Source organism: Enterobacter cloacae complex sp. 2024EL-00711 (assembly GCF_047529885.1).
GTDB classification, from domain to species: Bacteria; Pseudomonadota; Gammaproteobacteria; order Enterobacterales; family Enterobacteriaceae; genus Enterobacter; species Enterobacter ludwigii.
Window position 1 is genome coordinate 417,746 of sequence record NZ_JBLIZC010000001.1, and the last position, 24,387, is coordinate 442,132.

Here is a 24,387-nt window from a genome sequence, read left to right on the forward strand (position 1 = left end):
GGCGAACACCCGACGTTACGCCGAAATCTGCTCCATTGCCTGCAAAATACGCTTATCCGAAATGGGATACGGCGTACCGAGCTGCTGGGCAAAGAAGCTGACGCGCAGCTCTTCGATCATCCAGCGGATCGCCTGCACGTCTTCATCGTCACGGCGCGCTGGCGGCAATTTGTTGAGCCACTGCTGCCATGCCTTCTGCACGCTTTCCACTTTCAGCATCTGCGCGCGGTCACGATGCGGATCGATAGCCATTTTCTCCAGACGTTTTTCGATCGCCTGCAGATAACGCAACGTATCGCCAAGGCGTTTGAAGCCGTTGCCGGTAACGAATCCACGGTACACTAACCCGGCCATTTGCGCTTTCACGTCCGACAGCCCCAGCGCCATGGTCATATCCACGCGCCCTTTCAGGCGTTTGTTGATATTGAACACGGTGGTGAGGATCTGCTCGACCTGTTTCGCAATGTCGACCACGGTGTCGTTCAGTTCTGCCCTGACTTTCTCGTGCAGTACCGCAAACTCCGCTTCTGACCAGACCGGACCGCCCGCCTCGTGGATAAGCTTGTCCACGCCACAGGAGATGCAGTCGTCAATCAGATCCAGCACTTTACCGTACGGGTTAAAGTAGAGGCCAAGCTTGGCTTTGTTCGGTAACTTCTCGTGCAGATATTTAATCGGTGACGGAATATTAAGCAGCAGCAAACGACGCAGACCACGCCACATCATCTGCTGTTGTTCCTGTGGATTATCAAAGAGTTTGATGGCCACGCTGTCACGCTCATCCACCAGTGCAGGCCAGGCCTTCACCCTGTAGTTGCCGCGTTTTTGCTCATAGCTTTCCGGAAGCTCTCCAAAGCTCCAGATGTGCAATCCGCTCTGCTCGATACCGTCATCAGCCACCGCAGAAAGCGTCTCCTGGACTTTACCTTTCAGCGCCTCTTTCAGTTCGGTCAGCGATCGGCCTTCCTGCAGCTTTTTGTTTTTGTCGTCCACCACGCGGAAGCTGATTTTCAGGTGATCGGGCACCTGGTCCCAGTGCCAGTCGTCGCGGTCGACGGTTACGCCCGTCATGCGCCTGAGCTCACGCTCCAGCGAATCCAGCAGCGGCAACTCCAGCGGCGTTACGCGGCCTAAAAACGCTTCGGCATAGTTTGGCGCAGGCACAAAGTTACGACGCACCGGTTTTGGCAGCGATTTGATCAGCGCAATCACCAGCTCGCGACGCAGCCCCGGAATTTGCCACTCGAATCCGCTCTCTTCGACCTGGTTTAACAACGGCAGCGGAATGTGTACGGTGACGCCATCCGCATCCGCGCCCGGCTCAAACTGATAGGTCAGACGCAGCTTGAGAGAGCCCTGATGCCAGAAGTTCGGGTAATCGAGTTTGCTGACCGACTCCGCCCCCTCTTTGATCAACATGCTCTTTTCAAAGTTGAGCAGGTCCGGGGTCTCTTTGCTGGCCTTCTTCCACCAGCTGTCGAAGTGGCGGGCAGAAATCACATCGTGGCTGATACGCTGGTCGTAAAACTCAAACAGCGCCTCGTCGTCGACCAGAATGTCGCGGCGACGGGATTTATGCTCAAGCTCTTCCACTTCGGCACGCAGTTTGAGGTTTTCACGGAAGAACGCATGACGCGTCTGCCAGTCGCCCTCCACCAGCGCGTGACGAATAAACAACTCGCGGCACAACGCGGGATCTATCTGGCTGTAGTTAACCTTGCGCGCGCCAACCACCGGCAGACCGTAAACGGTCACTTTTTCGGTCGCCATCACCGCGCCCTGCGCGCGCTCCCAGTGCGGTTCACTGTATGAGCGCTTCAGCAGGTGCTGGGCAACAGGTTCAACCCATTCGGGATCAATGCGCGCCGCAATGCGGCCCCACAGGCGGCTCGTTTCCACCAGTTCGGCCACCATGGTCCATTTAGGCGGTTTCTTGAATAAACCGGACCCCGGGAAGATGGAGAAACGGGCGTTACGCGCCCCGGTATACTCCTGCTTGTCGGCATCCTTCATCCCGATATGGGAGAGCAGCCCGGTCAGCAACGCAATGTGAATTTCGCGGTACTCCGCCGGTTCACTGTTAACCGGAATGCCCAGCTCTTTCACCACCTGACGCAGCTGCGTGTAGATATCCTGCCACTCGCGCACGCGCAGATAATTGAGGAAATCGACGCGGCACTGGCGGCGGAACTGGTTCGACGACAGCGCTTTCTGCTGCTCGCCGAGGTAGTTCCACAGGTTCACAAAGGCGAGGAAGTCGGACTCTTTATCGTGGAACCGACGGTGTTTTTCATCAGACGCCTGCTGCTTGTCCATCGGACGCTCGCGCGGATCCTGAATCGAGAGCGCGGAGGTAATAATCATCGCTTCACGCACACAGCCGTGTTTCTGTGCTTCCAGCACCATGCGCGCCAGACGCGGGTCAACCGGCAGCTGGCTGAGCTGACGGCCCAGCGGCGTCAGTTTGTAGGCGCTAGCCTGCTCGTCGGTGGTGATGGCACCCAGCTCTTCCAGCAGGCGCACGCCGTCCTGAATGTTGCGCTTGTCCGGCGCTTCGACAAACGGGAACGCGGCGATGTCGCCAAGCCCTAGCGCAGTCATCTGCAGGATGACCGACGCCAGGTTGGTGCGCAGAATTTCCGGGTCAGTAAACTCCGGTCGCGACAGGAAATCGTCCTCGGAATAGAGGCGAATACAGATCCCTTCCGACACACGGCCGCAGCGCCCTTTACGCTGATTAGCGGAAGCCTGAGAAACCGGCTCAATTGGCAGGCGCTGCACTTTGGTGCGGTAGCTGTAGCGGCTGATACGCGCCGTACCCGGGTCAATCACATATTTGATGCCCGGCACGGTAAGCGAGGTTTCCGCCACGTTGGTGGCCAGCACAATACGACGTCCGCTGTGCGGCTGGAACACGCGGTTTTGTTCGCTGTTTGACAGGCGCGCATACAGCGGCAGAATTTCGGTATGGCGAAGATCGCGCTTGCTGAGGGCGTCAGCGGTATCGCGAATTTCCCGTTCGCCGCTCAGGAAAATCAGAATGTCGCCCGCGCTTTCATTTCCCAGCTCGTCGACGGCATCAAAGATGGCCTGCAGCTGGTCGCGCTCGGTATCGTCCGCGTCTTCCACTATCGGGCGATAGCGCACCTCCACCGGATACGTTCGGCCAGAGACCTCGATAATCGGCGCATTGTTGAAATGCTTTGAGAAACGCTCCGGATCGATGGTGGCGGAGGTGATGATAATTTTCAGGTCCGGGCGACGCGGTAACAGTTCTTTCAGATACCCGAGCAGGAAGTCGATATTCAGGCTGCGTTCGTGCGCTTCATCGATAATGATCGTGTCGTACTGCATCAGCAGACGATCCTGCTGGATTTCCGCCAGCAGAATACCGTCAGTCATCAGCTTAACCATGGTGTTATCGCTAACGTGGTCGCTGAATCGCACCTTATACCCAATGCAGCCGCCGGGCTGCGTTTGCAGCTCTTCGGCAATACGGTTCGCCACGGTACGCGCCGCCAGACGACGCGGCTGGGTGTGACCAATCAGCCCTTTCACCCCACGCCCCAGCTCCATACAAATTTTCGGCAGCTGAGTGGTTTTCCCTGAACCGGTTTCCCCTGCGACAATCACCACCTGGTGGTCGCGCACGGCGTCAAGAATGTCCTGCTTTTTCTGACTGACCGGCAGGTTTTCCGGGTAGGTAATCTCCGGACGTGCGGCTTCGCGCAGCACGACTTTCCCTGCCGCCTGTTCAATCTCTTTCGCCATCTCCTGATAAATGGCCTGTTGTGCATCAGGATTTTTAACCTTCTTCACCCCGTGCAGACGGCGGGCAAACCGCTGTTTATCACGCAGCATCAGTGAATCAAGCTGTTGCAGGAGCATCGGGAAGGTTAATTTTTGTTGTTCTGTCATAGCGTTAACGGGCAGTGCACTGCCGGGTAAAATCTCTTTTTAATGATTGCTATAGAGTATCACATTGGCGCTTTGAGTGCCTTATTCAAAAAATTCGAACATAGACTTCGATATATTGCGCTATCCCTGCGACAGGATTGTGAATAGAGTGTCAACAAGCAACGGGGCAACCCCCTTCAATCAAATGCAAAAACAGGAATCACCCATGAGCAAAGTATTAGTATTGAAATCCAGTATTCTGGCAGGGTACTCACAGTCTGGTCAGCTCTCTGACTACTTCGTTGAACAGTGGCGTGAACAGCATTCTGCTGATGAAATCACCGTGCGTGACCTGGCTGCAAACCCGATTCCTGTGCTGGATGGCGAACTGGTTGGCGCGCTGCGTCCAAGCGACGCTCCCCTGACGCCACGTCAGCAGGAAGCCCTGGCCCTCTCTGACGAGCTGATTGCTGAACTGCAGGCGCACGACGTTATCGTGATCAACGCGCCAATGTACAACTTCAACATCCCTACTCAGTTGAAGAACTACTTCGACCTGGTTGCCCGTGCCGGCGTAACCTTCCGTTACACTGAAAACGGTCCTGAAGGTCTGGTGAAAGGTAAGCGTGCGATTGTACTGACCAGCCGTGGTGGTATTCACAAAGACACCCCAACTGACCTGGTTGCACCGTACCTGACTCTGTTCCTGGGCTTCATCGGTATCACCGACGTGAATTTCGTGTTTGCTGAAGGTATTGCCTACGGCCCGGAAGTTGCGACCAAAGCGCAGACTGACGCGAAAGCCGCTATCGACAGCCTCGTAGCCGCTTAATCATCCCCCTCTCACCGCCTGGTGGGAGGGTTTCTTTCTGTCCCCGCCGCTAAAAATTCGCTATCATCCGCACCCACTCTTCTGTCGGGCCGTCTGATGTCTGCGATTATAGATTCTTTTATTGCCCCACCGTGTCACGACGAGATCGAGATCCTCTGGCAGGACGAACATCTGGTCCTGATTAATAAGCCTTCCGGTCTGCTCAGCCTTTCAGGCAAAAATCCGCAAAATCGCGATTCAGTGCATTATCGACTGGTACAGACGTTTCCCGGCTGCACGCTGGCGCATCGTCTGGATTTCGGTACATCCGGGCTGATGGTGATTGCGCGCAATAAAGCGATTAACGCCGCTCTCTGTCACCAGTTCAGCCAGCGCGCCGTGCGAAAGGTATACAGCGCCCTGCTTTGCGGGCATGTGGAAAACGACGAGGGAGTGATTGATGCCCCGATTGCTAAAGATCCGGCGCTGTTCCCGCTGATGTCGATTTGTGCGATTACCGGCAAGCCCGCACGCTCACGCTATCAGGTGATGGACCGGTTTTATGATGCGGCACTGCCGTTGACGCGGGTCAGACTGACCCCGGAGACCGGGCGAACCCACCAGCTGCGTATTCACTGCCAGCAGTTGGGCTACCCTATTTTAGGCTGCGATCTGTATGGTGGTCTTGCACTGCCGGGCACCGAACAGATACCGCGGCTGATGCTGCACGCCAGCGAGCTGGATTTTGCGCATCCGGTGAGCGCAGAGGCAATTAACGCCCGTCACGCCGCACCGTTTTAAGCGCTGCTTACCACATCAAATCGTCAGGAATTTTGAAATCTGCGTACGGATCGTCTTCATCCTGCTCTTCCTGACTCAGGGCGCTGTTTAACACGATACTCTCGGCATCGCGCTGGGCGATTTTATCGGCCACCACTGCCGGGATAATCGCATAGTCGCAGTCGCCATTGGCATTAATCACCAGACGCGCAATCGCCAGGCGGCCATTGATCAGCTGGGCCTGCGTCTGCTTGTCGACCTCGATTTTTTTGATGAGATTGCCGTCGGTAAAGTTAAAGGCGATGGTGCCTCTGGTCACGGTGATGCGGTTCATTTCGATCAGCTGCTTGACCTGCGCTTTAAACTCTTTCGCCAGCGTCGCCTGCTTCTGCTGCTCGCTCAGCTGCTTGTCACGCTCGAGCTGCGCTTTTTTATTCTCTTCTACTGCTTCCCTTGCTTCACGGGCCTGAACGCGCGATTTCTTGGCCGTGCGCTGAACTTTAGCCATCTTCTTGCTGCTGACTAAGCCTGCTTTCAGCATCTGCTCTTGTAGGGTGAGTTTTGTCATGATCGTTTCTAAACCGTATTGAAATTTTGGGGATTATACCTGGAAAGGCGCTGTTCATGAAGATAGCTCATGTTGCAGTGAAATTAAGTCACTTCCCCTCCGTCACGGGCTCAGGCATAAATTATGCATTGGTAACTTCTTAGCAACAAGAACTTAGGATGTATAACGACGATGAGTAATGCTTTTACATTTAGCCTTAAGCGTAGTTGCTTTGATGAAAATTATAACCCTTCAGAAAATACGCGTACCACCACCAACTTCGCCAACCTGGCCCGTGGCGAAAAACGCCAGCAAAACCTGCGTAATACGCTGGTGATGATGAATAACCGTTTTAACGCGTTAGCGCGCTGGGACAACCCAAAAGCCGATCGCTATGCGCTCGAACTGGACATTATTTCTGTGGATTTGCATATCGGCGCTGAGAAGCCCTTCCCGGCTATCGAAATATTGCAGACAACGATCGTTGATAAAAAGACCCATGAGCGCATCGACGGTATCGTTGGAAATAATTTCTCGTCCTATGTCCGCGATTATGATTTCAGCGTCTTGCTGCCGGAGCACAATAAAAATCAGTCCCGCTTCGCTATCCCGGATAATTTTGGTGAGCTGCACGGCACTATTTTCCGGCATTTCGTTAACTCACCTGAATACAAAGAGAACTTCAAAAAGGCACCGGTGATCTGCCTGAGCGTCTCCAGCAAAGACACCTACCGCCGCACGGGCAACCAGCACCCGGTGCTGGGCATCGAGTATCGTCCGGACGGTACATCCTTAACCGAGCAGTACTTCGGGAAAATGGGTCTGCAGGTTCGTTACTTTATGCCTGAGAATAGCGCAGCGCCGTTTGCGTTTTATTTCACCGGCGATTTATTACGGGATTACACCAACCTGGAGTTGATTAGCACCATCAGCACCATGGAGACTTTCCAGAAAATTTATCGTCCTGAAATTTACAATGCGAACTCAACCGCCGGAGAATGCTACCAGCCCGATCTGAATCATGAGGATCATTCATTAACAAAAATTGTTTATGACCGCGAAGAACGCAGACGGCTGGCAATTGAACAGGGCAAATTTACGGAAGCGTATTTCATCAAGCCCTATAAACCTCTTCTTGAGCAGTGGTCAGGTCACAACACGCTTTAATTAATCGATAATAAAGGTCTTCTACTATGAAAACATTGCTCCCGACTTCAACGGCTGGCAGTTTGCCTAAGCCAACCTGGCTTGCGCAACCCGAAACGCTCTGGTCGCCATGGAAATTGCAGGATCAGGAATTACTTGCCGGTAAACAGGATGCGCTGCGTTTATCTCTGGATGAGCAGATCCGTGCGGGCATTGATATTGTCAGCGACGGGGAACAGACTCGTCAGCACTTCGTTACCACCTTTATTGAACACCTCAGCGGCGTTGATTTTGAGAACCGCCAGACCGTGCGAATTCGTAACCGCTATGACGCGAGCGTGCCGACCGTGGTGGATGCCGTCGCGCGTCAAAAACCGGTGTTCGTTGATGATGCAAAGTATTTACGCCAGCTCACGGATAAACCGATCAAGTGGGCTCTGCCCGGCCCGATGACCATGATCGACACCCTCTATGACGCTCACTATAAAAGCCGTGAAAAGCTGGCCTGGGAATTTGCCAAAATTCTCAACCAGGAAGCGAGGGAGTTAGAAGCGGCAGGCGTTGATATCATCCAGTTTGATGAACCGGCCTTTAACGTGTTTTTTGATGAGGTGAACGACTGGGGAATTGCCGCGCTGGAACGCGCCATCGAAGGTCTGCGCTGCCAGACCGCGGTCCATATCTGCTACGGGTATGGCATTAAAGCCAATACCGACTGGAAAAAAACGCTCGGTTCAGAATGGCGGCAGTATGAAGAAGCCTTCCCTAAACTGCAGACGTCCAATATCGACATCATCTCGCTGGAGTGCCACAACTCCCGCGTACCGATGGACCTGCTGGAACTGATCCGCGGTAAAAAGGTGATGGTGGGTGCCATTGACGTGGCGACCAATACCATTGAGACACCAGAGGAAGTGGCCGATACGCTGCGTAAAGCGCTGCAGTTTGTCGATGCCGACAAGCTGTGGCCATCAACAAACTGCGGGATGGCCCCGCTCTCACGTCAGGTAGCCAACGGAAAACTCAACGCCCTGAGCGCCGGCGCCGACATTATCCGTAAAGAACTCGGCGCGTAATCGCTACGTCTGCCAGTAAGGCGGGGTGCCGAAAAGCGCCACGTAATGATCAATCACCGCCCTGACGTTCAGGGGCGGATGACGGGCGTGAGGATAGATCGCCGCAATGTTCAACGGCTCGGTATTTATGGCGCACTCCCGTTCCGCGAGGAGTGCGACCAGTTCCCCCTTCTGCAGTCTGTCGCCAATCAGCCAGTCCGGAAACAGCACGATCCCCATCCCGCCCAGCGCGGCAATGAGCAGCGACTCCGCATTATTGGAGGTCATCAGCGGCACCACGGGGTAATGCACCCAGGCGTCCCCCTGACCTCGCACCAGCCAGCGATTGGGACCTGACGACCCGCGGTAGACCAGGCACCGGTGACGACTGAGGTCATCCGGCCCGTCTGGCACACCGTGTTTTCGCAAATAGTCTGGCGACGCGGCCAGATGGTAACGCTGCTGGCCAAAAACCCGCGCGTGAAAGGTTGAATCCGTCAGCATGCCGATGCGAAAGATAACGTCGGCGGCATCTTTGTGCGGGTCGATAAAGTCATCGGTCAGCGTCAGCTCTATATTCAGCCGGGGATACCGCGCCGCCAGTGCAGGCAGGCCAGGGGCAACGTGCCGCTGCCCAAAGTACACCGGGCCATTAATGCGCAGCGTGCCGGAAGGCTCCGTCGAACGCTCATCCAGCTCCCGACGCGCCTCCTCCAGGCTTTCCACCATCGCTCTGGCGTAGCGGATAAAAAGGTGGCCGCTTTCCGTTGGGATCACCGCCCGGGTATTACGATAGAAAAGCTGCTGGCCGAGCGCGTCCTCAAGCTGATGGATAACGCGTGAAACCTGCGAGGCAGACATCCCCTCCCGACGGGCGACCACAGAAAAGTTTTGCGCTTCGTAAACCGCAATAAAAACCCGCAGCGAGCGGATATTCATATTTCCGGCATCAACCATTAGTGCATTTCCTGCAAAGGTGTTTCCTGCATTATGGCATTTTTCTCATCGATGTTCAGGGCTAGTCTGTTTCGCCTTCAGAACGTAGAGATAATGAATATGCAATGGATGTTAATTTTACTGGTTATTCTCGGCGGCATGGGCCTCTCCGTAGAGGCTGGCTTGCTGGGGCCACTGGGTGGGGAAGTCGGCGATTTATGGGCCACGTTCAGTATTTTCGGTACAGGTGCCGCGCTGACGTTTCTGCTGATGCTGTTTTTCAGCCCGCGTAACAGCCCGTCGTTTTTCGCACAGCCCGCATGGCAACTGCTCGGCGGCGTACTCGGGCCCGTTTACGTCGTCATTTTGACCCTCGCCACGCCGGCCATCGGCATTGCCCTGACGATGATTGGCATTCTGGCAGGTCAGGTCTTTAAGAGTCTTATCATTGACCACTATGGGTTGCTGGGCACCACGCCCAGAAAGATTAACGGTAAACGCATCATCGCGCTGCTTTTCATCATTGCCGCGCTGGTTCTGGTTGCACAGGGGTAACAAAATGACACTGATTATGATTATGTTGGCAGTGTGTGGCGGTGCGACGCTGAGCATCCAGGCCGCCATCAACGGACAGCTGGGAAGCAGCGTGGGCGTCTTTAAAAGCGCGTTTCTGACGTTTTCCGTTGGTGCGCTGGTCACCGCCCTGCTGATCTTCTTCTTTGAACCCAAACAGGCCGTTACCCTGATGGACGTGCCCAAATGGCAGTTGCTCGGTGCCCTGTTCGGCGTGCCCTACATTGTGATAATGGTACTGGCGGTACAACGTATCGGTACCGCCGTTGCCACGGTCGCGGTGATCTTCGGCCAGCTCACCATGAGTATGTTGATTGACAGCTTTGGCTGGCTGGGTAACGCCGTCATTCCGTTTTCGCTGAGCCGTCTCGGGGCCATCGTCTGCCTGGCCATTGCGCTGATCTTCATCTACCTCAGCAGCAAAACCCCCGCCGAACCGGCGCCCGGGAGCGAGTAACGTCACGCCTTGCGGGTAAAGAACAGCGTCACCGTGGCGACGGTGACGCCCAGTTTCTTCAGATCTGTTTTATTGAACAGATGGGTTTCATCCTGCAGGTACATCCAGTCGTCAAAGTGCAGCAGCCAGGTGCTGCCATTGGCTTTCACCTGCATGCTGTAATGCCAGTTGAAGGCGTTTCCCGCCGCCTGCCCGGTGGCCACCCCTTCGATATCCCCTGCCGTGCCTTCGTAGCGATCGCCCCCCATCCGTCGGATATGCCATACCCGCTGCTGCTTTTCGCCGTCGTCATAGACGAAATGTTCATTGAGCGTCATCGTATCGCCGATAACGTCCCCGGCAATCTCAACGTGAAACCGGCGCAACTGTTTACCGCTGCGATCCTGCACCATGCCCCACGCTTCGGTTTTCCCCTGAAAATAGCGGAAGATATCCAGCTTCGGCTGCTGCTGACGGTATTCCATCACCTCTGTACTGCAGCCGGCCAGCAGCATCGTTACCGCCAGCGCGATGACCAGTATACGTTTCATTGTTGCCCTCCTGTCAGCTGCTGACGCAGCGCGGGATATTGCGTGCGGGGACTGAGCCAGATTGCCAGAAAGCGCGTGCTGAACGCGGCGGACTGACGTGGTCCCAGTGGAATAAAGTTTTTCTGCGCCGCCGAAGCGCGGTACCAGAACTGCCCCTGCCTGTCGGTGACCACAAACGCCAGCTGGCTGCCCGGCCCAACATCGGGCCAGAGCGACTGGAGCATACGCAGCCAGGCTTCGCTTTGGGGTTCCTGCTCGAGGATCCCCTGAGCCTGCCACTGATCGCGCGTTGCCTCAACCAGGTCGTCACGGTCGATTTCACGCGCGTAAGTGATGATCAGCGCCCGATCTCCGTTCTCCCCGCTGTAACGCCCCTCCGGCGTGCGAAGCTGTGAGGTATAGACGGTGAACGGCCCCCAGGTCAGCGTGGCGTCACCGACCTTGCGCCAGGTCAGCCAGTCGGCAGCCTGAGCCACGGGGGACAGGATTATCAGTAAGAGAAGCAGTGCCGCAGCTCTCATTTTTGTCTCCCCACCAGCAGATGGAAAAACAGCATCAATACCAGCCAGCCCGGTGACATCCAGCTGATGACAATAAAGGTTGGCTCCAGAAAAGTAATGGCGCCAAGCCGTTCGCCAATCAGATAGGCGACAGGCCCGCCCACGGTTGCCAGCAGGGTCAGCAGCCAGCCGGGTAATGTTGTTGTGCGCGTCAGCTGAGTCCAGACGGTGGCGAACATCAGCCACAGTGCCACCATCCACAGCGGCATCAGTGACTCACCCGTAAACGCAAGCAGGCCCGTCAACGCCCAGAGCGTATCCAGCAGGCTCCCTGCCGCGGCCAGCGCAATGGCGTAAAGTCGGTACGCGGACGGCAACAGCAGGCAGGCCACAACCGCCAGCACGATCCAGATAATCAGGCCCTGCTCGCGAAAGAGCACCACCAGCGCCCAGTAAAAATCGAACGCGATAGCCAGCAGAAAGACCTGCAAATAATGTTTCATACGCGCTCGGCGGTCAGTTGCACCACGCTGATGGTGCGGGCGTTAAACCCGGCTTCGCAGTAGCCGAGGTAGTACAGCCACATCCGACGAAACCGCTCATCGAACCCGAGCTTTTCAATCTCCTGCCATGCATGCACGAAGCGCTGGCGCCAGAGAGCCAGCGTGCGGGCATAGTCGGGCCCCATATCAAAGAGATTGCGCATCACGAAATCGGTGTGGCGCGTCATAAGCTCATTCATGGCGGTGATGCTTGGTAAAAAACCGCCGGGAAAAATGTAGCGCTGGATAAAATCGACGCTTTTGCTGTAGTCGCGATAGCGCTGGTCCTGAATGGTGATGGCCTGTATTGCCATACGACCTCCCGGTCGCAGCCTGGCCTGACAGGTGCGGAAGAAGGTTGGCAGATAGCGCTTCCCCACGGCCTCAATCATCTCTATCGAGACCAGCTTGTCGTACTCCCCGGTGAGGTCGCGGTAATCGCACAGCAGTACCTCAACGCGATCCTGCAACCCGGCGCGGACAATCCGTTCTTTCGCCCAGAGATATTGCTCCTGCGACAGCGTCGTGGTGGTCACCCGACAGCCATAATGACGGGCGGCATATTCCGCCATCGCGCCCCAGCCGGTGCCAATTTCCAGCAGGTGATCATTGGCGTTCAGCGCCAGCTGATCGCACAGGCGAGCCATTTTGGCCTGTTGAGCCGTCGTGAGATCCTGCTCATCTGCGGTGAACAGCGCACTGGAGTAAAGCAACTCGTTGTCCAGAAAATGGGCATAGAAGGTGTTACCCAGATCGTAATGCGCGGCAATATTTTCGCGGGCCTGGGCGCGTGAGTTTCGCCGCGTCCAGTGACGAAGCCGTTCAAGCGGCCTGCTGAACAGGCGAAATCCCTTTTCCAGCCGGCCAAGCACCTGCCCGTTAAGCGCCAGGATCTCAAGCAATGGCGTGAGCTGTGTGGTTTCCCATTCGCCATCCATCCAGGCCTCAGCGGCGGCGAGGCTGCCCCCCCTTAAGACACGCCAGTACACGCCCGGGCTCAGGATCTGAACGTCAGCATGCAGCGCAGCGGATGTCTCGCCGAAATGGAACGTCTGCGCACCCTCACGCAGGGTCAGCGAGCCGCCGCGGATACCGCTTAACAGACGAAACAGCAGCCAGCGCGCGATGCGGACGTTGCGCGGGATATCGGGTTCAAGCGCAAAGACGGGATCGGTCATGAGCGTTCACTCCTGCTGACGGGATGGTTATACAGCGGCACGCGCTTGAGCCACAGCCGCAGCGCCTGCCAGTAAATAGCGAAAACGGTTTTGAGGGTCATCAGTGGAATGCGCAGCAGCAGCGACCGCAGTGCCGCCCGGGTAAGCGGCTCCCGGCGTAGCGCCAGCGTGGCGTCAAACACCTTCGCTTCCTGATGGTTTTCAATGTGCATATGCAACGAGTCGTCAGGCGGGTTAAAGCGCCAGTGGTAAACCATGTCCATCGGGTTAAAAGGGGAAACATGAAACGCTTTTTCTGTGGGACGCGCATCCTGCCCATTCACCGCGTAGTAATGACGCTCATTCCAAGGGGTATTGCGAACTTCCGCCAGCACCCAGCGCAGCGTCTCCGCCCGGTCATAGCAGTAGTAAAAGTTGACCGGATTAAAATGGAATCCGAAGTAGCGCAGCTGCGTCAGGAGCATAACCCGCCCCTGCGGCCGTTCTCCGGTCAGGCTTTCAAGCCTGGTGAGGACGTTCTCTTTAAGCGGCGTGCCCAGCGGATAATCCGCATCATGGAACGAAGCGGCGGCAACACGATTGCGACGGACCCCGACCGCGGGCAACGTCTCCAGCTCATCGAGATCGAGCCAGGCCATAAAGACGCTGTAGCGGAACTGGTGCGCTTTCGGCCGGAAGCGACGATGGCGTAAGACACCGTGATAGAGGCTGCTGTTCATTTCAGTTCCCCTCCCCGGCGGCTATCGCATTCACCACGTCCAGCGCACTGCGCACGCCATCTTCATGAAAGCCGTTGTACCAGTAAGCACCGCAGAACCAGCTACGCTGGTGGCTGTTAATCTCACCGCGACGCGCCTGTGCACGCCAGCTTTTGGGGTTAAACAGCGGGTGTTCATAGACAAAGCGTTTCAGAACGAAGCGTTCATCCACGGGGATGTCCGGATTAAGGGTGACGCAGAACAGCGGGCTACCCGCAGGCAACCCCTGCAAAATATTCATGTTGTAGGTGACGCAGGCGCTGGCCTGATCCTGCTGGCTCAGACGGTAGTTCCAGCTCGCCCAGGCACGCTGACGTACCGGTAGCCAGCGCGGATCGCTGTGAAGCACCACCTCATTACGCTGCCAGCCGATATCGCCCAGCACGTCCTGCTCAGCCGCGCTCGGCGCGTCAAGCATCGCCAACGCCTGCCCGGAGTGACAGGCAAAAATCACCTGATCAACGCTGTGGCTCGCGTTGTCGAGCTGGATCGTTACCCCATTCTGCTGACGAATCACCCGCTGCACCGGGGCGTTGAGGTGCAGCGTCAGGCGGTCACCGAGTTTATCCAGCATGGCGCGGATGTATTCCCGGGAACCTCCGGGCACGACGTACCACTGCGGACGATGCGTCACATCCAGCAGGCCGTGATTGTCAAAGAAACGCAAAAAGAGCGGCAACGGAAAACGTTTCATCTCCTGCAACGACAATGACCAGATGGCCGCCCCCATCGGCAGAATGTAGTGACGTGCGAAAAACGGCGTAAAGCGGAGCCTGTCCAGAAACGTCTGCAGCGTCGCGTGCGGGTCTGGCTCGCTCTCCAGCGCCTGTTTCGCCAGGCGATTAAAGCGGACAATCTCCCCGAGCAGCCGCCAGAACGACGGGTTCACCAGGTTTCGTCGCTGGGCAAATAACGAGGTCAGGGTGTGTCCGTTGTACTCCAGCCCGGTTTGCGGGTTATGCACCGAAAAGCTCATCTGCGTCTTTTGCCCGCTGATACCCAGCTCGCTCAGCAGGCCCATAAATCGCGGGTAGGTACGGTCGTTGTAGACGATAAAACCGGTATCGATGGCGAAAGCACCCTGTGGCGTCGGCACGTCAACCGTCGCGGTATGCCCGCCGGGAGTGGCCCCCGCTTCGAACAGCGTCACCTCATGATGACCGGCAAGACGCCAGGCACAGGTCAACCCGGCGATGCCGCTGCCGATAATGGCAATCTTCATGAACGCACCATCCTGCGCAGCAGTGTGCGCTGAAGAAACGCGGGAAGCCCTGAGAGCAACCGCAAGATAAGGCCAAACCCCACCGGAAACGCAATTTGCATTTTCCCTTTCGCCAGCCCGGTCCGAATGGCCTGCACGGCCTCCTCAACGCTCACCCTGCCCGGCATGGCAAAGTCATTTTTTCGGGTCAGCGGCGTATCAACGAAGCCCGGAAATACCACCGTCACGGCGATCCCTTTCGGCTCCCAGTCGAGCCGCAGACTGTCGGCAAACCAGCTCAGCGCCGCTTTGGACGCGCCGTAAGCCTCTGCGCGCGGGAACGTCAGCCAGTGCGCCATGGAGCTGACCAGCACCACGCGGTTGCCTGAAACCAGCTGCGGCTGTAACGCGGCCAGACAGTTCACCGGCCCGAGGAAATTGGTGGTCATCACCCGCTCTACCAGCGCTGCATCCACCACGCCCTGCTCAAGGTATTCGCAGGTACCGGCGCAGAGAATAACCAGGTCGGCATAGCAGCCCGTCAGCGCCTGGCGACAGGCGTCCCTGTCTGTCATATCGAACAGGCGAACCGTGATAGTGGGGCTGTGCTGATGCAGGGCGTCCAGACGCGCCGGATCGCGCCCGCAGGCGATTACCGTGTGGCCGTCAGCAGCGAAGGATTTCGCCAGCCCGGCGCCGATGCCCGAACTTGCTCCGGTAATCAGAACCGTGCTCATGCGTTCACCCTCCGCTTCACGCCGCGCACTGCCCAACCGAGCAGCGGAAGGTGTTCGTAGATCATCTCTCCGGCGTCGTAATAGTCACGCTGGCGAGTAATCAACCCGTGTTCGGTCTCCACCACCGAACATCCCGGCAGGTCGAGCAGCTCGCCTCCGGCAATGCGCGGATGCGACCAGTGCATAATCCACGTGACAACGAAACGGCGGTCACCGAACAGCGGAGGATCAATGGTAAAACGGCAATTTTCAACATTGGCCAGCAGATGGGTGAAATAGCGCTGGAGCGCGAAAATCCCGTCATGCTCGCCGAACGGATCGATAAGCGTGGCATCCGAATGATAAAGCCCGACCAGCGCTGAGGGCGGCTGGCTATCCAGTGCGGTGTAGTACTCAACAAACCGACTCACGACAGAGGGCAAAGTGCTCATGGGTCACATCCTGGCGGTAAACAACGTGGCGTAATCGCATAATTAAAACTTACACAATTAACGTTATTTGTCCAAGTTTGTGTAAAACTATTTTTTATTTATATTATTTTTCAAAAAGTTACACCTGTATTGCCGATGCTTTTTTCAGAACATTTTCTGACGCACCTGTTTCCCGTTTTGCTTTTCAGTTTTACCTTAAGGCGAATTTCCCCTTCTTCTTCCAGACTTATCCTTTTTAATCATAAGGATGAGGAAACCCCGCGATGAAACGTTTCTTTCTGTCACTTTTCTCCAGTCCGGAATCATTGCTCCAGGTGATGAGCCAGCAGGAAATTATCGAAGCCGTGGAGGATGGCGATCGCATCATCATCGACCAGGACGGGAACGCCTCGGTGAACTACAAGAGCAACGAGGTGCGACAGGATTTCCTGCGTCATGTTAACGCGCTGAAGAGGGCCTGATATGGGAACGGCTATCTTTATGGTGCTGATGGTCTGTGGGTACTGGTACACCAGCCGTGACCTGTCGACCCGTTTTAAAATCAAGCGATCTTTCGGCTGGGATGTCTATTTTCTCGTTGCCCTGTATGGCTGTATCTTCGTTCTGCAAGGGGTGATCGCCACGGGGCTGCTCTGGCTGTTGCTCTATGCACTTTCTGCCGCCGACAACACCTTCCACTTCACGGCGCAGACCTATGCCGACTGGCAAATAGATTTTATGAACTGGAGCTTTTTAGGTATTCAGGCGCCGGTTGTCGTCATGCTGGCCTTCGCCATCCTGTTTTGTCTTTATCGTTCTAACTGGGCAGGCAGCGCCAGGCTGGACGGTGAAGGCAGGAAGAAGCTCTACAAACGTCTCGCGCAGTCGAGCGGTATCGAACAACTGCTGTATCAGTGTATGGAGCAAGGGGAGCTGGCGCAGGTGACGCTGCGCTCGAGACGGATTTATGTCGGCATGATCCACACCGCAACGCTCGAGTATGAAAAAACCGCCAATATCGTGCTGATCCCCATGCTAAGCGGCTACCGCGATGAAAAGACAATGCGAATTTGCATCGAAAATAATTACAGCAAATGGTATGCCCGCCACGACATCACTCTGGATTCAGAACCCGGAAGCGCAATGGACTTCAGAAAGGTGATCATGCTGAATCAGATCGAGAGTATTTCCCTGTTTGATCCGGCCAGTGCCAGCTCGCTGGCGATGGCGGAACGGGCAGAAGATGATGACTAAAGGCAGGAGCCTGGCATTCACTGCCAGGCTCAGCGCCAGCCCTTCCATGCTAAGCGTATTTCGTCGACGGCCGATCGTGCCCCGGTTCAGGCGGCGTTTTCTGTTAGCCGTTCTACTCCCTTTTTCAATGAGCTTATGACCTCATCCGCTGCGATCCCCATTTGCGCATGAATAATCGCGCCGTCGATCAGCATCATGATTTCATTAACGGTTTTCTCATCGGTTATGCCGGTCAGGGACGCTATTTTTGCCTTTGTTTCGGTTTTATGATTGCGGCAAATATCTTTTATTTCGCGTTCATTTTCTTCAGATTTTGCTTCTGCGCTGGCATTAATAAAGGCGCACCCATGGAATAACGGCGAAATAAACCATTCATACAGCGTGTCAGATAATGCACTGGCCGGGGTTTTACCCGCAGCAAGATGTCGACGCAGCGTGCTTTCAAACCAGTCAATCCATATTCCGTGTCGATAGTGGAGATAGGCAACAATCAGTAAACTTTTTCCCGGAAAATGGCGATAAAACGTCACTTTCGTGACTTTAGCCTGCTTGATAATGGTATCCACGCCCGTTGCTTTAAATCCGCTGGAATAAAACAGATCGTGCGCGGTCAGCAAGATTTTTTCCCTCACACTGATTGTTTTATCGTTATTCAAGTTGACTGTATTCACAGATCGACGGCCTCAATTGACAGGTTGACAGCGTTATTTTTCAGGCCTAGATTAACACCAGTAGACAGACCTGTCTACCTAATACCAACCAGAGGTAGCCGAAATGAACACACGCCCCCCTTTACCGCCTTTTACGCGTGAAAGTGCCATCGAAAAAGTCAGACTGGCAGAAGATGGCTGGAACAGTCGCGACCCGGCCAAAATCGCACTTGCCTATTCGCTGGATACCCAGTGGCGAAACCGCGCGGAGTTTGCCACTAACCGTCAGGAAGCGCAGGCATTCCTGGAGCGCAAATGGAAAAAAGAGCTGGATTATCGTCTGATCAAAGAGCTGTGGGCATTTACGGAAAACCGTATCGCCGTGCGCTATGCCTATGAATGGCATGATGATTCAGGCAACTGGTATCGCTCTTACGGTAATGAAAACTGGGAATTCGAGCCGGATGGTCTGATGAAGCGCCGCTTCGCCTGCATCAACGATATGCCGATAAAAGCGTCTGAGCGCCTGTTTCACTGGCCGCTGGGCAGACGTCCTGATGACCACCCTTCACTGAGCGACCTGGGGCTGTAGGTTTCGTCAGGATCATGCTTCGCCATTACGGGGGTCATACGCTCCGGGTAACCTTTCGGTTACCCGGGCGGGCTTATCTTTTACACCATGAAAATGAGGCAGACTATTATTTAAATCACACCCAACTGTTTCATCAGCGTCAGGTTATCTTCAATATGCCAGTTGGACACTATTTTACCGTTGCCGATCTCATAGATATCCGTCGCGATAAAATCCACGTTCTGACCCTGCCCTTTTATTTTGCCAAATGTCCCGCTGAAATGACCGTGGAAATGCAAATGGGACACGACACGATTACCCGTAACGATCATTTGTTCCACCTCGCAGCGTAAATCCGGCACCGCGGTGCGAAATGCCCTCGAGGCCATAATGGCGCCCTCTGGCCCCTTTTTACGGCCTTCCGGTGGGGTTTTATCCACAAAATTAACCGCCAGCGCTTCCCGCGCCAGAGACTCTTTCCCGGTATCCCAGAACGTGGCATACGTAACGGCCGCATGTTCGCTCGCCGTTAATTGCGTTTGCGACAGCGTGTTATCCACGATAAGAAGATTCGGTTTCACCCGGTCGCTCTGGGCCGAATAAGCCACGCCGGATACGCCAGCCAGAATTAACGCCAGCACAGCTGGACGTGCATATGTTGAATATTGCATAAACGCTTACAACCTGTGATTACGTTTTCCGCCAGCATGTTCACTGCCGGAATAAATTCGGATCAACGCGGGGTCAGTTAATTAATGCCCCGCCCTCAATATCAATCACCGAGCCCGTAACAAAGGCATTATCGATGGCAAAGAGATAGCCCTGAGCAACGTCTTCCGCTCGTCCCCACGCTTTAGCGGGCAGCGTTTGCGCTGCAACAGTCAGCATTTTTTCCCGCGCAGCCGCATCCATCCCGGCGTGGGCTTCGGTATCGGTCAGACCCGGGCTGATGACGTTTACGCGACGCGGTGAAAGCTCTTTTGCCAGCACTTTTGTTGCCGCCTCGATGGCGGCGTTCATGGTGGTTTTGACTATGGCACCAGCTACCACGCGGCGTGCAACAAATCCGCTGGTCAGCGTCAGCGTACCGCGGGGCGAAATATTCCCGCTCAGATACCTGGCGACATGCATACTGCCCCAAAATTTGGTATCAAAAGCCAGTTTCGCCGCGCCAGGGTCGAGGCTGGAAAGCGGCCCTCCAGGTGCCTGAGAGCCGGCCGTGACAATAATATTGTCGACCTCACCCAGCGTTTCGCTTAACGCGATCACCTCTGCTTCATTGCTAATATCGAGGACGAGGGTCTCAACAGAGGCGGGAGATGGACTGAGCCGCGCGCGGGCAGCGTTCAGTTTCTCTTTATTGCGTCCCGCGAGAATAATGGCGTCGCCGCGTGCTGCCAGGGCACGGGCTACAGCAAAACCAATACCGGACGCGCCGCCAATAATTAACGTTTTACGGGTCATCATTTTTCCTCACTCAGGTTGTAAGTGGGGTAATCGGTATACCCCACCGCTGTACCACCAAAGAGCGTGGCGGGATCGCTGACGTCATTCAGCGGCCAGTGATGCGCCAGCCGCTGTGGTAAATCGGGGTTGGCAATAAACGGGCGTCCAAACGCAATCAAATCGGCATACCCTGCTGCGAGGATTTTTTCCGCCTTTTCGGGGGTATAATTTCCTGCCACGATCAGGGTGCCACGGAATGTTTCGCGCAGTTTTTTGCGGAAACTTTCCGGAACCTGTGGCGCATCATGCCAGTCGGCTTCCGCCAGGTGAATAAACGCAATGCCTCGTTGCTGGCACCAGGCCGCGAGGGCGAGAATGGCTTCGATGACCTGCGGATCGTTCATTCCCCGCTGTGTAATAAACGGCGAAAGCCGGATACCGGTGCGCTCAGCGCCAATGGCCTGCGCAATAGCATCGAGCACCTCCTGCGCGAAGCGGATCCGGTTCACGAGACTGCCGCCATACTCATCCGTGCGAATGTTTGACGTGGCTCTCAGGAACTGATCAATCAGATAGCCGTTTCCGCCGTGCACCTCCACGCCATCAAACCCGGCCTGAACGGCATTGAGCGCCGCCTGTCGGTACTGTTCGACGACGCGCACGATCTCTTTTCGCGACAGCACGCGTGGCGTCGGGCAGTCAACCATTTGACCTTCGCCATGTTCATTCACCACCCATACTTTCGCATCGGGTGCCAGCGCGGAGGGCGCGACGGGCAGTCCGTCTTCGTGAAAACGGGCATGAGACATCCGCCCCACGTGCCAGAGCTGGGAAAAAATCCCCCCTCCCGCCTGATGGACCGCGCCGGTAGTGAGTTGCCATCCCGCAACCTGCTCTGGCGTATGGATCCCCGGAGTCCATGAATAGCCCTGGCCCTGAGGCGAAATCTGCGTGGCTTCGGTGATGATTAAGCCCGCGCTGGCCCGCTGTCGGTAATATTCAGCCATCAGCGTCGAGGGAATATTTCCCGGCTGAAGAGCGCGGGCACGGGTCATTGGCGCCATGACGATGCGATTTTTCAGGTTGAGATCCCCTAACCTGTAGCGTTCAAAAAGTGAGGTCTGGTTCATCTGGACGTCCCTTGTGGTTACGATGAAATCACTTTACAGGTGGCATCTGATTTTGATAATTACACTAAAATCAGATGCACTTTTCGGAAAATATGAATAATGGGTAAACTCGAAGATATGGCGCTGCTGGTTGAAGTGGCCGAGGCTGGCGGGCTTTCCGCCGCTGGCCGCCGCCTGTCACTTTCCCCGGCCACCATGACCGCCCGCCTCAAAGCGATTGAAGAACGCTACCAGACGCGCCTGTTTCACCGTTCCACGCGGGCTATCTCCCTCACCCGGGCGGGCGAAGAGTTTTACCATGCTGCACTGCGCGTGCTGGAAGAGATGCATCATGCCGAGTCGTTACTGGCACAAAAAGAGGGCGTGCTCAGCGGCAACATTCGTCTTTCCGCCCCCTCTGACTTTGGCAGGCAGTATCTCAGCCCCGCCGTCATGGCATTTTCCCGCCTGCATCCGGAAATCAAATTTTTCATTTACTTAAGAGAACACGTAGAGGATCTGGTCGCTAACCGGCTGGATATGAGCATTCGCTTCGGCAACCTGCCGGACAGCAGCCTGGTGGTCAGAAATATCCGTCCCAATCACCGGGTGCTGGTCGCATCAGCAGCGTATCTTAACGACCAGGGTATCCCTGCCTCCTGTGACGCGCTGACGGACCACCGCTGTCTGGCGCTGGAGTCGCAAGGGGTGGTGATGAATGAATGGCGGTTTGAGGTTGAGGGGAAAGAGCGCGTCGTTCGCGTAGAGCCTGCCATGGTCTGTGATGACGGGGCACTGCTTCGTCAGTGGGCCCTCGACGGGGCTGGCATTGCGGGCAAATCGTGGTGGGACGTGAAGGACGATGTCGAGAAAGGAAGGCTGAAAGTGTTGCTTGCCGGAAGCTTCACCGGCTTTAGCCGGTTTGATCGCAAAGATGTCGGGCTACAGTTTGTCTATCCGCAACGGAAACTCCAGCCGCTTCAGGTCACCGCATTTAGCCAGTTTTTTATCGACTGGCTTAAAAAGACTGAACGCGGTGAGCTGATGACGTCGTGAAGCCGCCTGTTGCGTTAAACGGCCCGCGTCAGCCGTTTAAAATACATCAACACACGGCTGACCGACTTTATGAAGGGCATCGGTCAAGCGGGTCCGAAGTTCATTCAGCGCCGCTTCTTTCTCCGCCAGTTGCGCCAGTTTGCGCCGCAAAGCGGCCTTTTTTTCCTCCGCGGTAAAGCGGTCATCAACCCAGACCGCCAGAACATCGGCGATTTCAGCCAGGGTAAACCCCAGCATTTTGGCATGCCCGATCAGCTTCAGCCGTTGTAAATCCACAGCCGAGTAGGCTTTGTAGTTATTACTGCCGTTTGGCTGCGGAATTTTTTCCAGCAAGCCCGCCCTTTCATAATAACGCACCGTCTCTTTCGATAACCCAGTTCTGGCACACAGCTCGCCGATCCTCATCGCGTCGTTCTCACCTTGTAAAAATCACGCTTGACCGTGTACCTGAGTACACGGTTTATCCTGTGCCGCACAGACAGGGAAAACGGGATTTATGTTATGAATTCTTTTGATTATACAGGAAAAACAGCACTGGTTACCGGTGCATCCTCGGGCATAGGACGGGAGTTCGCCCGCCAGCTCGCGGCCCGTGGCGTGGGGTTGATCCTGGTTGCCCGCTCCGAGGCAACGCTGCAGGCGCTTGCGGCTGAGCTACACAAAACGCACGGCGTATCACTCACCGTTATCGTGCAGGACTTAACGCTGCCTGAGGCCATTACCCACATTGTGGAACGGCTGGAAGCGTTACGGCTTTATCCCGATATTTTGATTAATAGCGCGGGGTTTGCCACCTACGGGCGATTTGAAAAGCTATCTCTGGCGCGCCAGCGTGAAGAGATCAACGTCAACTGCGTCGCCCCCGTGGCACTCGCGCACGCCCTGCTGCCCGCCATGCTGCGTAAAGGTTCAGGCGTGATGATTAACGTGGCCTCGACCGCTGCCATGCAACCGGATCCGTATATGGCAATTTATGGGGCAACAAAGGCATTTTTACTCTCCTTTTCGAACGCGCTGTGGGGAGAATACCGCGCTCACGGCATCCGCGTGCTGGCGCTTTGCCCCGGCGCAACGGATACCGCCTTTTTTGAGGTGGTGAACGCCGAGGAAGCGTCAGTGGGCAAAAGAATGCCAGCGCAGAACGTGGTCGCGCTGGCGTTACGGGCCGTGGATACGCAACGCAACACGCTGATCCCCGGCTGCGGTAACTGGCTGCTGGGCCAGTTACACCGGTTTGTCACCCGCCGACGTCTGGCGATCATTGCTGAAAAAGTATTACGACCTAAGCCTGCCGGTCAGGGGACGCGCTCAGACGCATAATCCCGTTCAGGCCAAAGCGTGACGTTTCAGTGCCGCGCAATTGCACTGAAACGCGCGCAACCTCTCGCAAAGACTGACAATATCCCGCGAAAAACAGTGATACACTTAGCCGACCTGGTTGATGATGCAGTCTTAACGGCTCAGGGCTAACGAGTATTATCCCTCGGGTTCCACAGACGACTGTGCATGTGCCATCTGCCCACTCAACCATGTGACCTAATTACCAAATGGTCACACGTTGTCAATCGGAGCCTGTCACGCTAAGCTGAAATAATGACTAAAGACATGAACACCCCATCCACACGTGGTCCACTCGATCACACGGTCCGAGAGCAAATCGTCGAAGCTGCGTATGAGCATTTCGGCCATTACGGCTATGAAAAAACCACCGTCGCTGAACTTGCCAAAGCCATCGGTTTTTCAAAAGCCTATATCTATAAGTTTTTTGATTCCAAGCAGGCAATCGGCGAGGTCATCTGCGCGAACCGCCTTGATATGATCATGGCGGCGGTCAATGCAGCCATCGCTGATGCGCCATCCGCAAGCGAAAAGCTGCGTCGTCTGTTCAGGGCGCTCACCGAGGCGGGAAGTGAACTGTTTTTCCATGAGCGTAAACTCTACGACATCGCCGCCGTTGCCGCGCGGGACAAGTGGCCTTCAACCGAAAGGTATTCCGAACGTCTGCTGAAACTGATTGAGAGCATTGTTGTCGAGGGCAGAAAAGCCGGTGAGTTCGAGAGAAAAACCCCTCTGGACGAAGCTACACTGGCGATCTATATGGTGATGTGCCCTTTCATTAACCCTGTTCAGCTGCAGTACAACCTTGAAGCCGCCCCGACCGCGGCGGTTGTCCTCTCCTCTCTGATTTTGCGAAGCCTGGCCCCCTGATTAGTGACCATTGACTTTATTGGTCACTAGAATGA

At 55.6% G+C, this 24,387-nt stretch carries 28 protein-coding genes; 12 read left to right on the plus strand and 16 right to left on the minus strand.

Features of this window, described 5'->3' with window-relative positions; all coding sequences use genetic code 11:
• Window positions 1-15: 15 nt before the first annotated feature.
• Entirely contained in the window at window positions 16-3,918 is a 3,903-nt protein-coding gene (gene hrpA / locus ACMVME_RS01950; RefSeq protein WP_014169971.1) for an ATP-dependent RNA helicase HrpA, read from the minus strand.
• A gap of 205 nt (window positions 3,919-4,123) precedes the next feature.
• Here hrpA and azoR point away from each other — a divergent pair, with 205 nt between their 5' ends.
• Window positions 4,124-4,729 carry an FMN-dependent NADH-azoreductase gene (gene azoR, locus ACMVME_RS01955; RefSeq protein WP_017693462.1) on the plus strand — a complete coding sequence of 202 codons (606 nt, stop codon included), beginning with the start codon at window positions 4,124-4,126 and terminating at the stop codon, window positions 4,727-4,729.
• 96 nt (window positions 4,730-4,825) lie between these two features.
• Complete coding sequence (locus ACMVME_RS01960; RefSeq protein ID WP_414743344.1) at window positions 4,826-5,509, plus strand: RluA family pseudouridine synthase; 684 nt, start codon at window positions 4,826-4,828, stop codon at window positions 5,507-5,509.
• 7 nt (window positions 5,510-5,516) lie between these two features.
• Here ACMVME_RS01960 and ACMVME_RS01965 read toward each other — a convergent pair whose 3' ends face one another.
• Entirely contained in the window at window positions 5,517-6,056 is a 540-nt protein-coding gene (locus ACMVME_RS01965; protein WP_014169968.1) for a DUF2058 domain-containing protein, read from the minus strand.
• A 171-nt stretch (window positions 6,057-6,227) separates the two neighbouring features.
• On the opposite strand from ACMVME_RS01965, the gene ACMVME_RS01970 reads away from it, so the two are divergent.
• Window positions 6,228-7,202 carry a DUF1852 domain-containing protein gene (locus tag ACMVME_RS01970; protein ID WP_068794608.1) on the plus strand — a complete coding sequence of 325 codons (975 nt, stop codon included), beginning with the start codon at window positions 6,228-6,230 and terminating at the stop codon, window positions 7,200-7,202.
• A 26-nt stretch (window positions 7,203-7,228) separates the two neighbouring features.
• Window positions 7,229-8,257 (plus strand): methionine synthase, encoded by a 1,029-nt coding sequence (locus tag ACMVME_RS01975; protein ID WP_025204256.1) that lies wholly within the window; start codon window positions 7,229-7,231, stop codon window positions 8,255-8,257.
• 3 nt (window positions 8,258-8,260) lie between these two features.
• Here the strand turns inward: ACMVME_RS01975 and ACMVME_RS01980 are convergent, their stop codons facing one another.
• Window positions 8,261-9,193: a LysR family transcriptional regulator gene (locus ACMVME_RS01980; RefSeq protein ID WP_025204257.1), complete on the minus strand. Its 933-nt coding sequence runs from the start codon at window positions 9,191-9,193 to the stop codon at window positions 8,261-8,263.
• A gap of 99 nt (window positions 9,194-9,292) precedes the next feature.
• Here ACMVME_RS01980 and ACMVME_RS01985 point away from each other — a divergent pair, with 99 nt between their 5' ends.
• Both ACMVME_RS01985 and ACMVME_RS01990 read left to right on the plus strand, forming a co-directional pair.
• Window positions 9,293-9,727 (plus strand): DMT family transporter, encoded by a 435-nt coding sequence (locus ACMVME_RS01985; RefSeq protein ID WP_025204258.1) that lies wholly within the window; start codon window positions 9,293-9,295, stop codon window positions 9,725-9,727.
• Between the two features lie 4 nt (window positions 9,728-9,731).
• A complete protein-coding gene (locus ACMVME_RS01990; protein ID WP_032681070.1) occupies window positions 9,732-10,202 on the plus strand; it encodes a DMT family transporter in 471 nt (156 codons plus the stop codon).
• A 2-nt stretch (window positions 10,203-10,204) separates the two neighbouring features.
• On the opposite strand, the gene ACMVME_RS01995 is transcribed toward ACMVME_RS01990, so the two are convergent.
• Genes ACMVME_RS01995 through ACMVME_RS02030 form a run of 8 tightly spaced genes read right to left on the minus strand, consistent with a single transcriptional unit; the run spans window position 10,205 to window position 16,079 of the window.
• Window positions 10,205-10,732, minus strand: a complete 528-nt coding sequence (locus ACMVME_RS01995) for a DUF3833 domain-containing protein (RefSeq protein ID WP_333051660.1) — start codon at window positions 10,730-10,732, stop codon at window positions 10,205-10,207.
• On the minus strand, window positions 10,729-11,253 hold the full coding sequence (locus tag ACMVME_RS02000; protein WP_153852405.1) for a hypothetical protein: 525 nt from the start codon (window positions 11,251-11,253) through the stop codon (window positions 10,729-10,731). Before ACMVME_RS02000 ends, ACMVME_RS01995 begins: the two co-directional genes overlap by 4 nt.
• Window positions 11,250-11,735, minus strand: coding sequence for a DUF2878 domain-containing protein (locus tag ACMVME_RS02005; protein WP_333051662.1), 486 nt, complete (start codon window positions 11,733-11,735; stop codon window positions 11,250-11,252). Before ACMVME_RS02005 ends, ACMVME_RS02000 begins: the two co-directional genes overlap by 4 nt.
• Window positions 11,732-12,952, minus strand: a complete 1,221-nt coding sequence (locus tag ACMVME_RS02010; RefSeq protein WP_333051664.1) for a cyclopropane-fatty-acyl-phospholipid synthase family protein — start codon at window positions 12,950-12,952, stop codon at window positions 11,732-11,734. Before ACMVME_RS02010 ends, ACMVME_RS02005 begins: the two co-directional genes overlap by 4 nt.
• Window positions 12,949-13,671 carry a DUF1365 domain-containing protein gene (locus ACMVME_RS02015; protein ID WP_251859107.1) on the minus strand — a complete coding sequence of 241 codons (723 nt, stop codon included), beginning with the start codon at window positions 13,669-13,671 and terminating at the stop codon, window positions 12,949-12,951. Before ACMVME_RS02015 ends, ACMVME_RS02010 begins: the two co-directional genes overlap by 4 nt.
• Before the next feature lies 1 nt (window position 13,672).
• Window positions 13,673-14,932, minus strand: coding sequence for an NAD(P)/FAD-dependent oxidoreductase (locus ACMVME_RS02020; RefSeq protein WP_251859106.1), 1,260 nt, complete (start codon window positions 14,930-14,932; stop codon window positions 13,673-13,675).
• Window positions 14,929-15,648, minus strand: a complete 720-nt coding sequence (locus tag ACMVME_RS02025; RefSeq protein ID WP_047744606.1) for an SDR family NAD(P)-dependent oxidoreductase — start codon at window positions 15,646-15,648, stop codon at window positions 14,929-14,931. Before ACMVME_RS02025 ends, ACMVME_RS02020 begins: the two co-directional genes overlap by 4 nt.
• Entirely contained in the window at window positions 15,645-16,079 is a 435-nt protein-coding gene (locus tag ACMVME_RS02030) for a nuclear transport factor 2 family protein (protein ID WP_251859105.1), read from the minus strand. Before ACMVME_RS02030 ends, ACMVME_RS02025 begins: the two co-directional genes overlap by 4 nt.
• A gap of 263 nt (window positions 16,080-16,342) precedes the next feature.
• On the opposite strand from ACMVME_RS02030, the gene ACMVME_RS02035 reads away from it, so the two are divergent.
• The gene (locus tag ACMVME_RS02035) at window positions 16,343-16,540 is read left to right on the plus strand and encodes a hypothetical protein (RefSeq protein ID WP_008502331.1); all 198 of its coding nucleotides are present in this window, start codon (window positions 16,343-16,345) and stop codon (window positions 16,538-16,540) included.
• Between the two features lies 1 nt (window position 16,541).
• Window positions 16,542-17,312 carry a hypothetical protein gene (locus tag ACMVME_RS02040; protein WP_047744605.1) on the plus strand — a complete coding sequence of 257 codons (771 nt, stop codon included), beginning with the start codon at window positions 16,542-16,544 and terminating at the stop codon, window positions 17,310-17,312.
• A gap of 86 nt (window positions 17,313-17,398) precedes the next feature.
• Here the strand turns inward: ACMVME_RS02040 and ACMVME_RS02045 are convergent, their stop codons facing one another.
• Window positions 17,399-17,983 carry a TetR/AcrR family transcriptional regulator gene (locus ACMVME_RS02045; RefSeq protein ID WP_148575715.1) on the minus strand — a complete coding sequence of 195 codons (585 nt, stop codon included), beginning with the start codon at window positions 17,981-17,983 and terminating at the stop codon, window positions 17,399-17,401.
• 103 nt (window positions 17,984-18,086) lie between these two features.
• Here ACMVME_RS02045 and ACMVME_RS02050 point away from each other — a divergent pair, with 103 nt between their 5' ends.
• Window positions 18,087-18,554: a DUF1348 family protein gene (locus ACMVME_RS02050; RefSeq protein WP_014169951.1), complete on the plus strand. Its 468-nt coding sequence runs from the start codon at window positions 18,087-18,089 to the stop codon at window positions 18,552-18,554.
• Window positions 18,555-18,664: 110 nt separating this feature from the next.
• On the opposite strand, the gene ACMVME_RS02055 is transcribed toward ACMVME_RS02050, so the two are convergent.
• The 3 genes from ACMVME_RS02055 to ACMVME_RS02065 all read right to left on the minus strand — a co-directional run bounded on the left by ACMVME_RS02055 (window position 18,665) and on the right by ACMVME_RS02065 (window position 21,109).
• Entirely contained in the window at window positions 18,665-19,204 is a 540-nt protein-coding gene (locus ACMVME_RS02055; protein ID WP_251859104.1) for an ester cyclase, read from the minus strand.
• 73 nt (window positions 19,205-19,277) lie between these two features.
• Entirely contained in the window at window positions 19,278-20,000 is a 723-nt protein-coding gene (locus tag ACMVME_RS02060) for an SDR family oxidoreductase (protein WP_251859103.1), read from the minus strand.
• A complete protein-coding gene (locus ACMVME_RS02065; RefSeq protein WP_251859102.1) occupies window positions 19,997-21,109 on the minus strand; it encodes an alkene reductase in 1,113 nt (370 codons plus the stop codon). Before ACMVME_RS02065 ends, ACMVME_RS02060 begins: the two co-directional genes overlap by 4 nt.
• Before the next feature lie 99 nt (window positions 21,110-21,208).
• Between ACMVME_RS02065 and ACMVME_RS02070 the strand changes: the two genes are divergently transcribed.
• Complete coding sequence (locus ACMVME_RS02070) at window positions 21,209-22,144, plus strand: LysR family transcriptional regulator (protein ID WP_014169947.1); 936 nt, start codon at window positions 21,209-21,211, stop codon at window positions 22,142-22,144.
• Between the two features lie 36 nt (window positions 22,145-22,180).
• Here ACMVME_RS02070 and ACMVME_RS02075 read toward each other — a convergent pair whose 3' ends face one another.
• Window positions 22,181-22,549, minus strand: coding sequence for a MerR family transcriptional regulator (locus ACMVME_RS02075; protein ID WP_068794597.1), 369 nt, complete (start codon window positions 22,547-22,549; stop codon window positions 22,181-22,183).
• Window positions 22,550-22,645: 96 nt separating this feature from the next.
• Between ACMVME_RS02075 and ACMVME_RS02080 the strand changes: the two genes are divergently transcribed.
• Window positions 22,646-23,464: an SDR family NAD(P)-dependent oxidoreductase gene (locus tag ACMVME_RS02080; protein WP_032681083.1), complete on the plus strand. Its 819-nt coding sequence runs from the start codon at window positions 22,646-22,648 to the stop codon at window positions 23,462-23,464.
• A gap of 273 nt (window positions 23,465-23,737) precedes the next feature.
• The gene (locus ACMVME_RS02085; protein WP_014169944.1) at window positions 23,738-24,352 is read left to right on the plus strand and encodes a TetR/AcrR family transcriptional regulator; all 615 of its coding nucleotides are present in this window, start codon (window positions 23,738-23,740) and stop codon (window positions 24,350-24,352) included.
• Window positions 24,353-24,387: the final 35 nt, after the last annotated feature.

What these genes read in the sequence shown, in the direction of transcription:
- ACMVME_RS01985 (WP_025204258.1), top strand. Translation starts at nt 9,293, where the DNA reads ATGCAATGGATGTTAATTTTACTGGTTATTCTCGGCGGCATGGGCCTC.
- hrpA (WP_014169971.1), bottom strand. Translation starts at nt 3,918, where the DNA reads ATGACAGAACAACAAAAATTAACCTTCCCGATGCTCCTGCAACAGCTT.
- ACMVME_RS02065 (WP_251859102.1), bottom strand. Translation starts at nt 21,109, where the DNA reads ATGAACCAGACCTCACTTTTTGAACGCTACAGGTTAGGGGATCTCAAC.
- ACMVME_RS02080 (WP_032681083.1), top strand. Translation starts at nt 22,646, where the DNA reads ATGAATTCTTTTGATTATACAGGAAAAACAGCACTGGTTACCGGTGCA.
- ACMVME_RS02020 (WP_251859106.1), bottom strand. Translation starts at nt 14,932, where the DNA reads ATGAAGATTGCCATTATCGGCAGCGGCATCGCCGGGTTGACCTGTGCC.
- ACMVME_RS02005 (WP_333051662.1), bottom strand. Translation starts at nt 11,735, where the DNA reads ATGAAACATTATTTGCAGGTCTTTCTGCTGGCTATCGCGTTCGATTTT.
- ACMVME_RS01980 (WP_025204257.1), bottom strand. Translation starts at nt 9,193, where the DNA reads ATGGTTGATGCCGGAAATATGAATATCCGCTCGCTGCGGGTTTTTATT.
- ACMVME_RS02060 (WP_251859103.1), bottom strand. Translation starts at nt 20,000, where the DNA reads ATGATGACCCGTAAAACGTTAATTATTGGCGGCGCGTCCGGTATTGGT.
- ACMVME_RS01995 (WP_333051660.1), bottom strand. Translation starts at nt 10,732, where the DNA reads ATGAAACGTATACTGGTCATCGCGCTGGCGGTAACGATGCTGCTGGCC.
- ACMVME_RS02000 (WP_153852405.1), bottom strand. Translation starts at nt 11,253, where the DNA reads ATGAGAGCTGCGGCACTGCTTCTCTTACTGATAATCCTGTCCCCCGTG.
- ACMVME_RS02075 (WP_068794597.1), bottom strand. Translation starts at nt 22,549, where the DNA reads ATGAGGATCGGCGAGCTGTGTGCCAGAACTGGGTTATCGAAAGAGACG.
- ACMVME_RS02030 (WP_251859105.1), bottom strand. Translation starts at nt 16,079, where the DNA reads ATGAGCACTTTGCCCTCTGTCGTGAGTCGGTTTGTTGAGTACTACACC.
- ACMVME_RS02015 (WP_251859107.1), bottom strand. Translation starts at nt 13,671, where the DNA reads ATGAACAGCAGCCTCTATCACGGTGTCTTACGCCATCGTCGCTTCCGG.
- ACMVME_RS01970 (WP_068794608.1), top strand. Translation starts at nt 6,228, where the DNA reads ATGAGTAATGCTTTTACATTTAGCCTTAAGCGTAGTTGCTTTGATGAA.
- ACMVME_RS01975 (WP_025204256.1), top strand. Translation starts at nt 7,229, where the DNA reads ATGAAAACATTGCTCCCGACTTCAACGGCTGGCAGTTTGCCTAAGCCA.
- ACMVME_RS02010 (WP_333051664.1), bottom strand. Translation starts at nt 12,952, where the DNA reads ATGACCGATCCCGTCTTTGCGCTTGAACCCGATATCCCGCGCAACGTC.
- ACMVME_RS02070 (WP_014169947.1), top strand. Translation starts at nt 21,209, where the DNA reads ATGGGTAAACTCGAAGATATGGCGCTGCTGGTTGAAGTGGCCGAGGCT.
- ACMVME_RS01965 (WP_014169968.1), bottom strand. Translation starts at nt 6,056, where the DNA reads ATGACAAAACTCACCCTACAAGAGCAGATGCTGAAAGCAGGCTTAGTC.
- ACMVME_RS02050 (WP_014169951.1), top strand. Translation starts at nt 18,087, where the DNA reads ATGAACACACGCCCCCCTTTACCGCCTTTTACGCGTGAAAGTGCCATC.
- ACMVME_RS01960 (WP_414743344.1), top strand. Translation starts at nt 4,826, where the DNA reads ATGTCTGCGATTATAGATTCTTTTATTGCCCCACCGTGTCACGACGAG.
- ACMVME_RS02035 (WP_008502331.1), top strand. Translation starts at nt 16,343, where the DNA reads ATGAAACGTTTCTTTCTGTCACTTTTCTCCAGTCCGGAATCATTGCTC.
- ACMVME_RS02025 (WP_047744606.1), bottom strand. Translation starts at nt 15,648, where the DNA reads ATGAGCACGGTTCTGATTACCGGAGCAAGTTCGGGCATCGGCGCCGGG.
- azoR (WP_017693462.1), top strand. Translation starts at nt 4,124, where the DNA reads ATGAGCAAAGTATTAGTATTGAAATCCAGTATTCTGGCAGGGTACTCA.
- ACMVME_RS01990 (WP_032681070.1), top strand. Translation starts at nt 9,732, where the DNA reads ATGACACTGATTATGATTATGTTGGCAGTGTGTGGCGGTGCGACGCTG.
- ACMVME_RS02040 (WP_047744605.1), top strand. Translation starts at nt 16,542, where the DNA reads ATGGGAACGGCTATCTTTATGGTGCTGATGGTCTGTGGGTACTGGTAC.
- ACMVME_RS02085 (WP_014169944.1), top strand. Translation starts at nt 23,738, where the DNA reads ATGACTAAAGACATGAACACCCCATCCACACGTGGTCCACTCGATCAC.
- ACMVME_RS02055 (WP_251859104.1), bottom strand. Translation starts at nt 19,204, where the DNA reads ATGCAATATTCAACATATGCACGTCCAGCTGTGCTGGCGTTAATTCTG.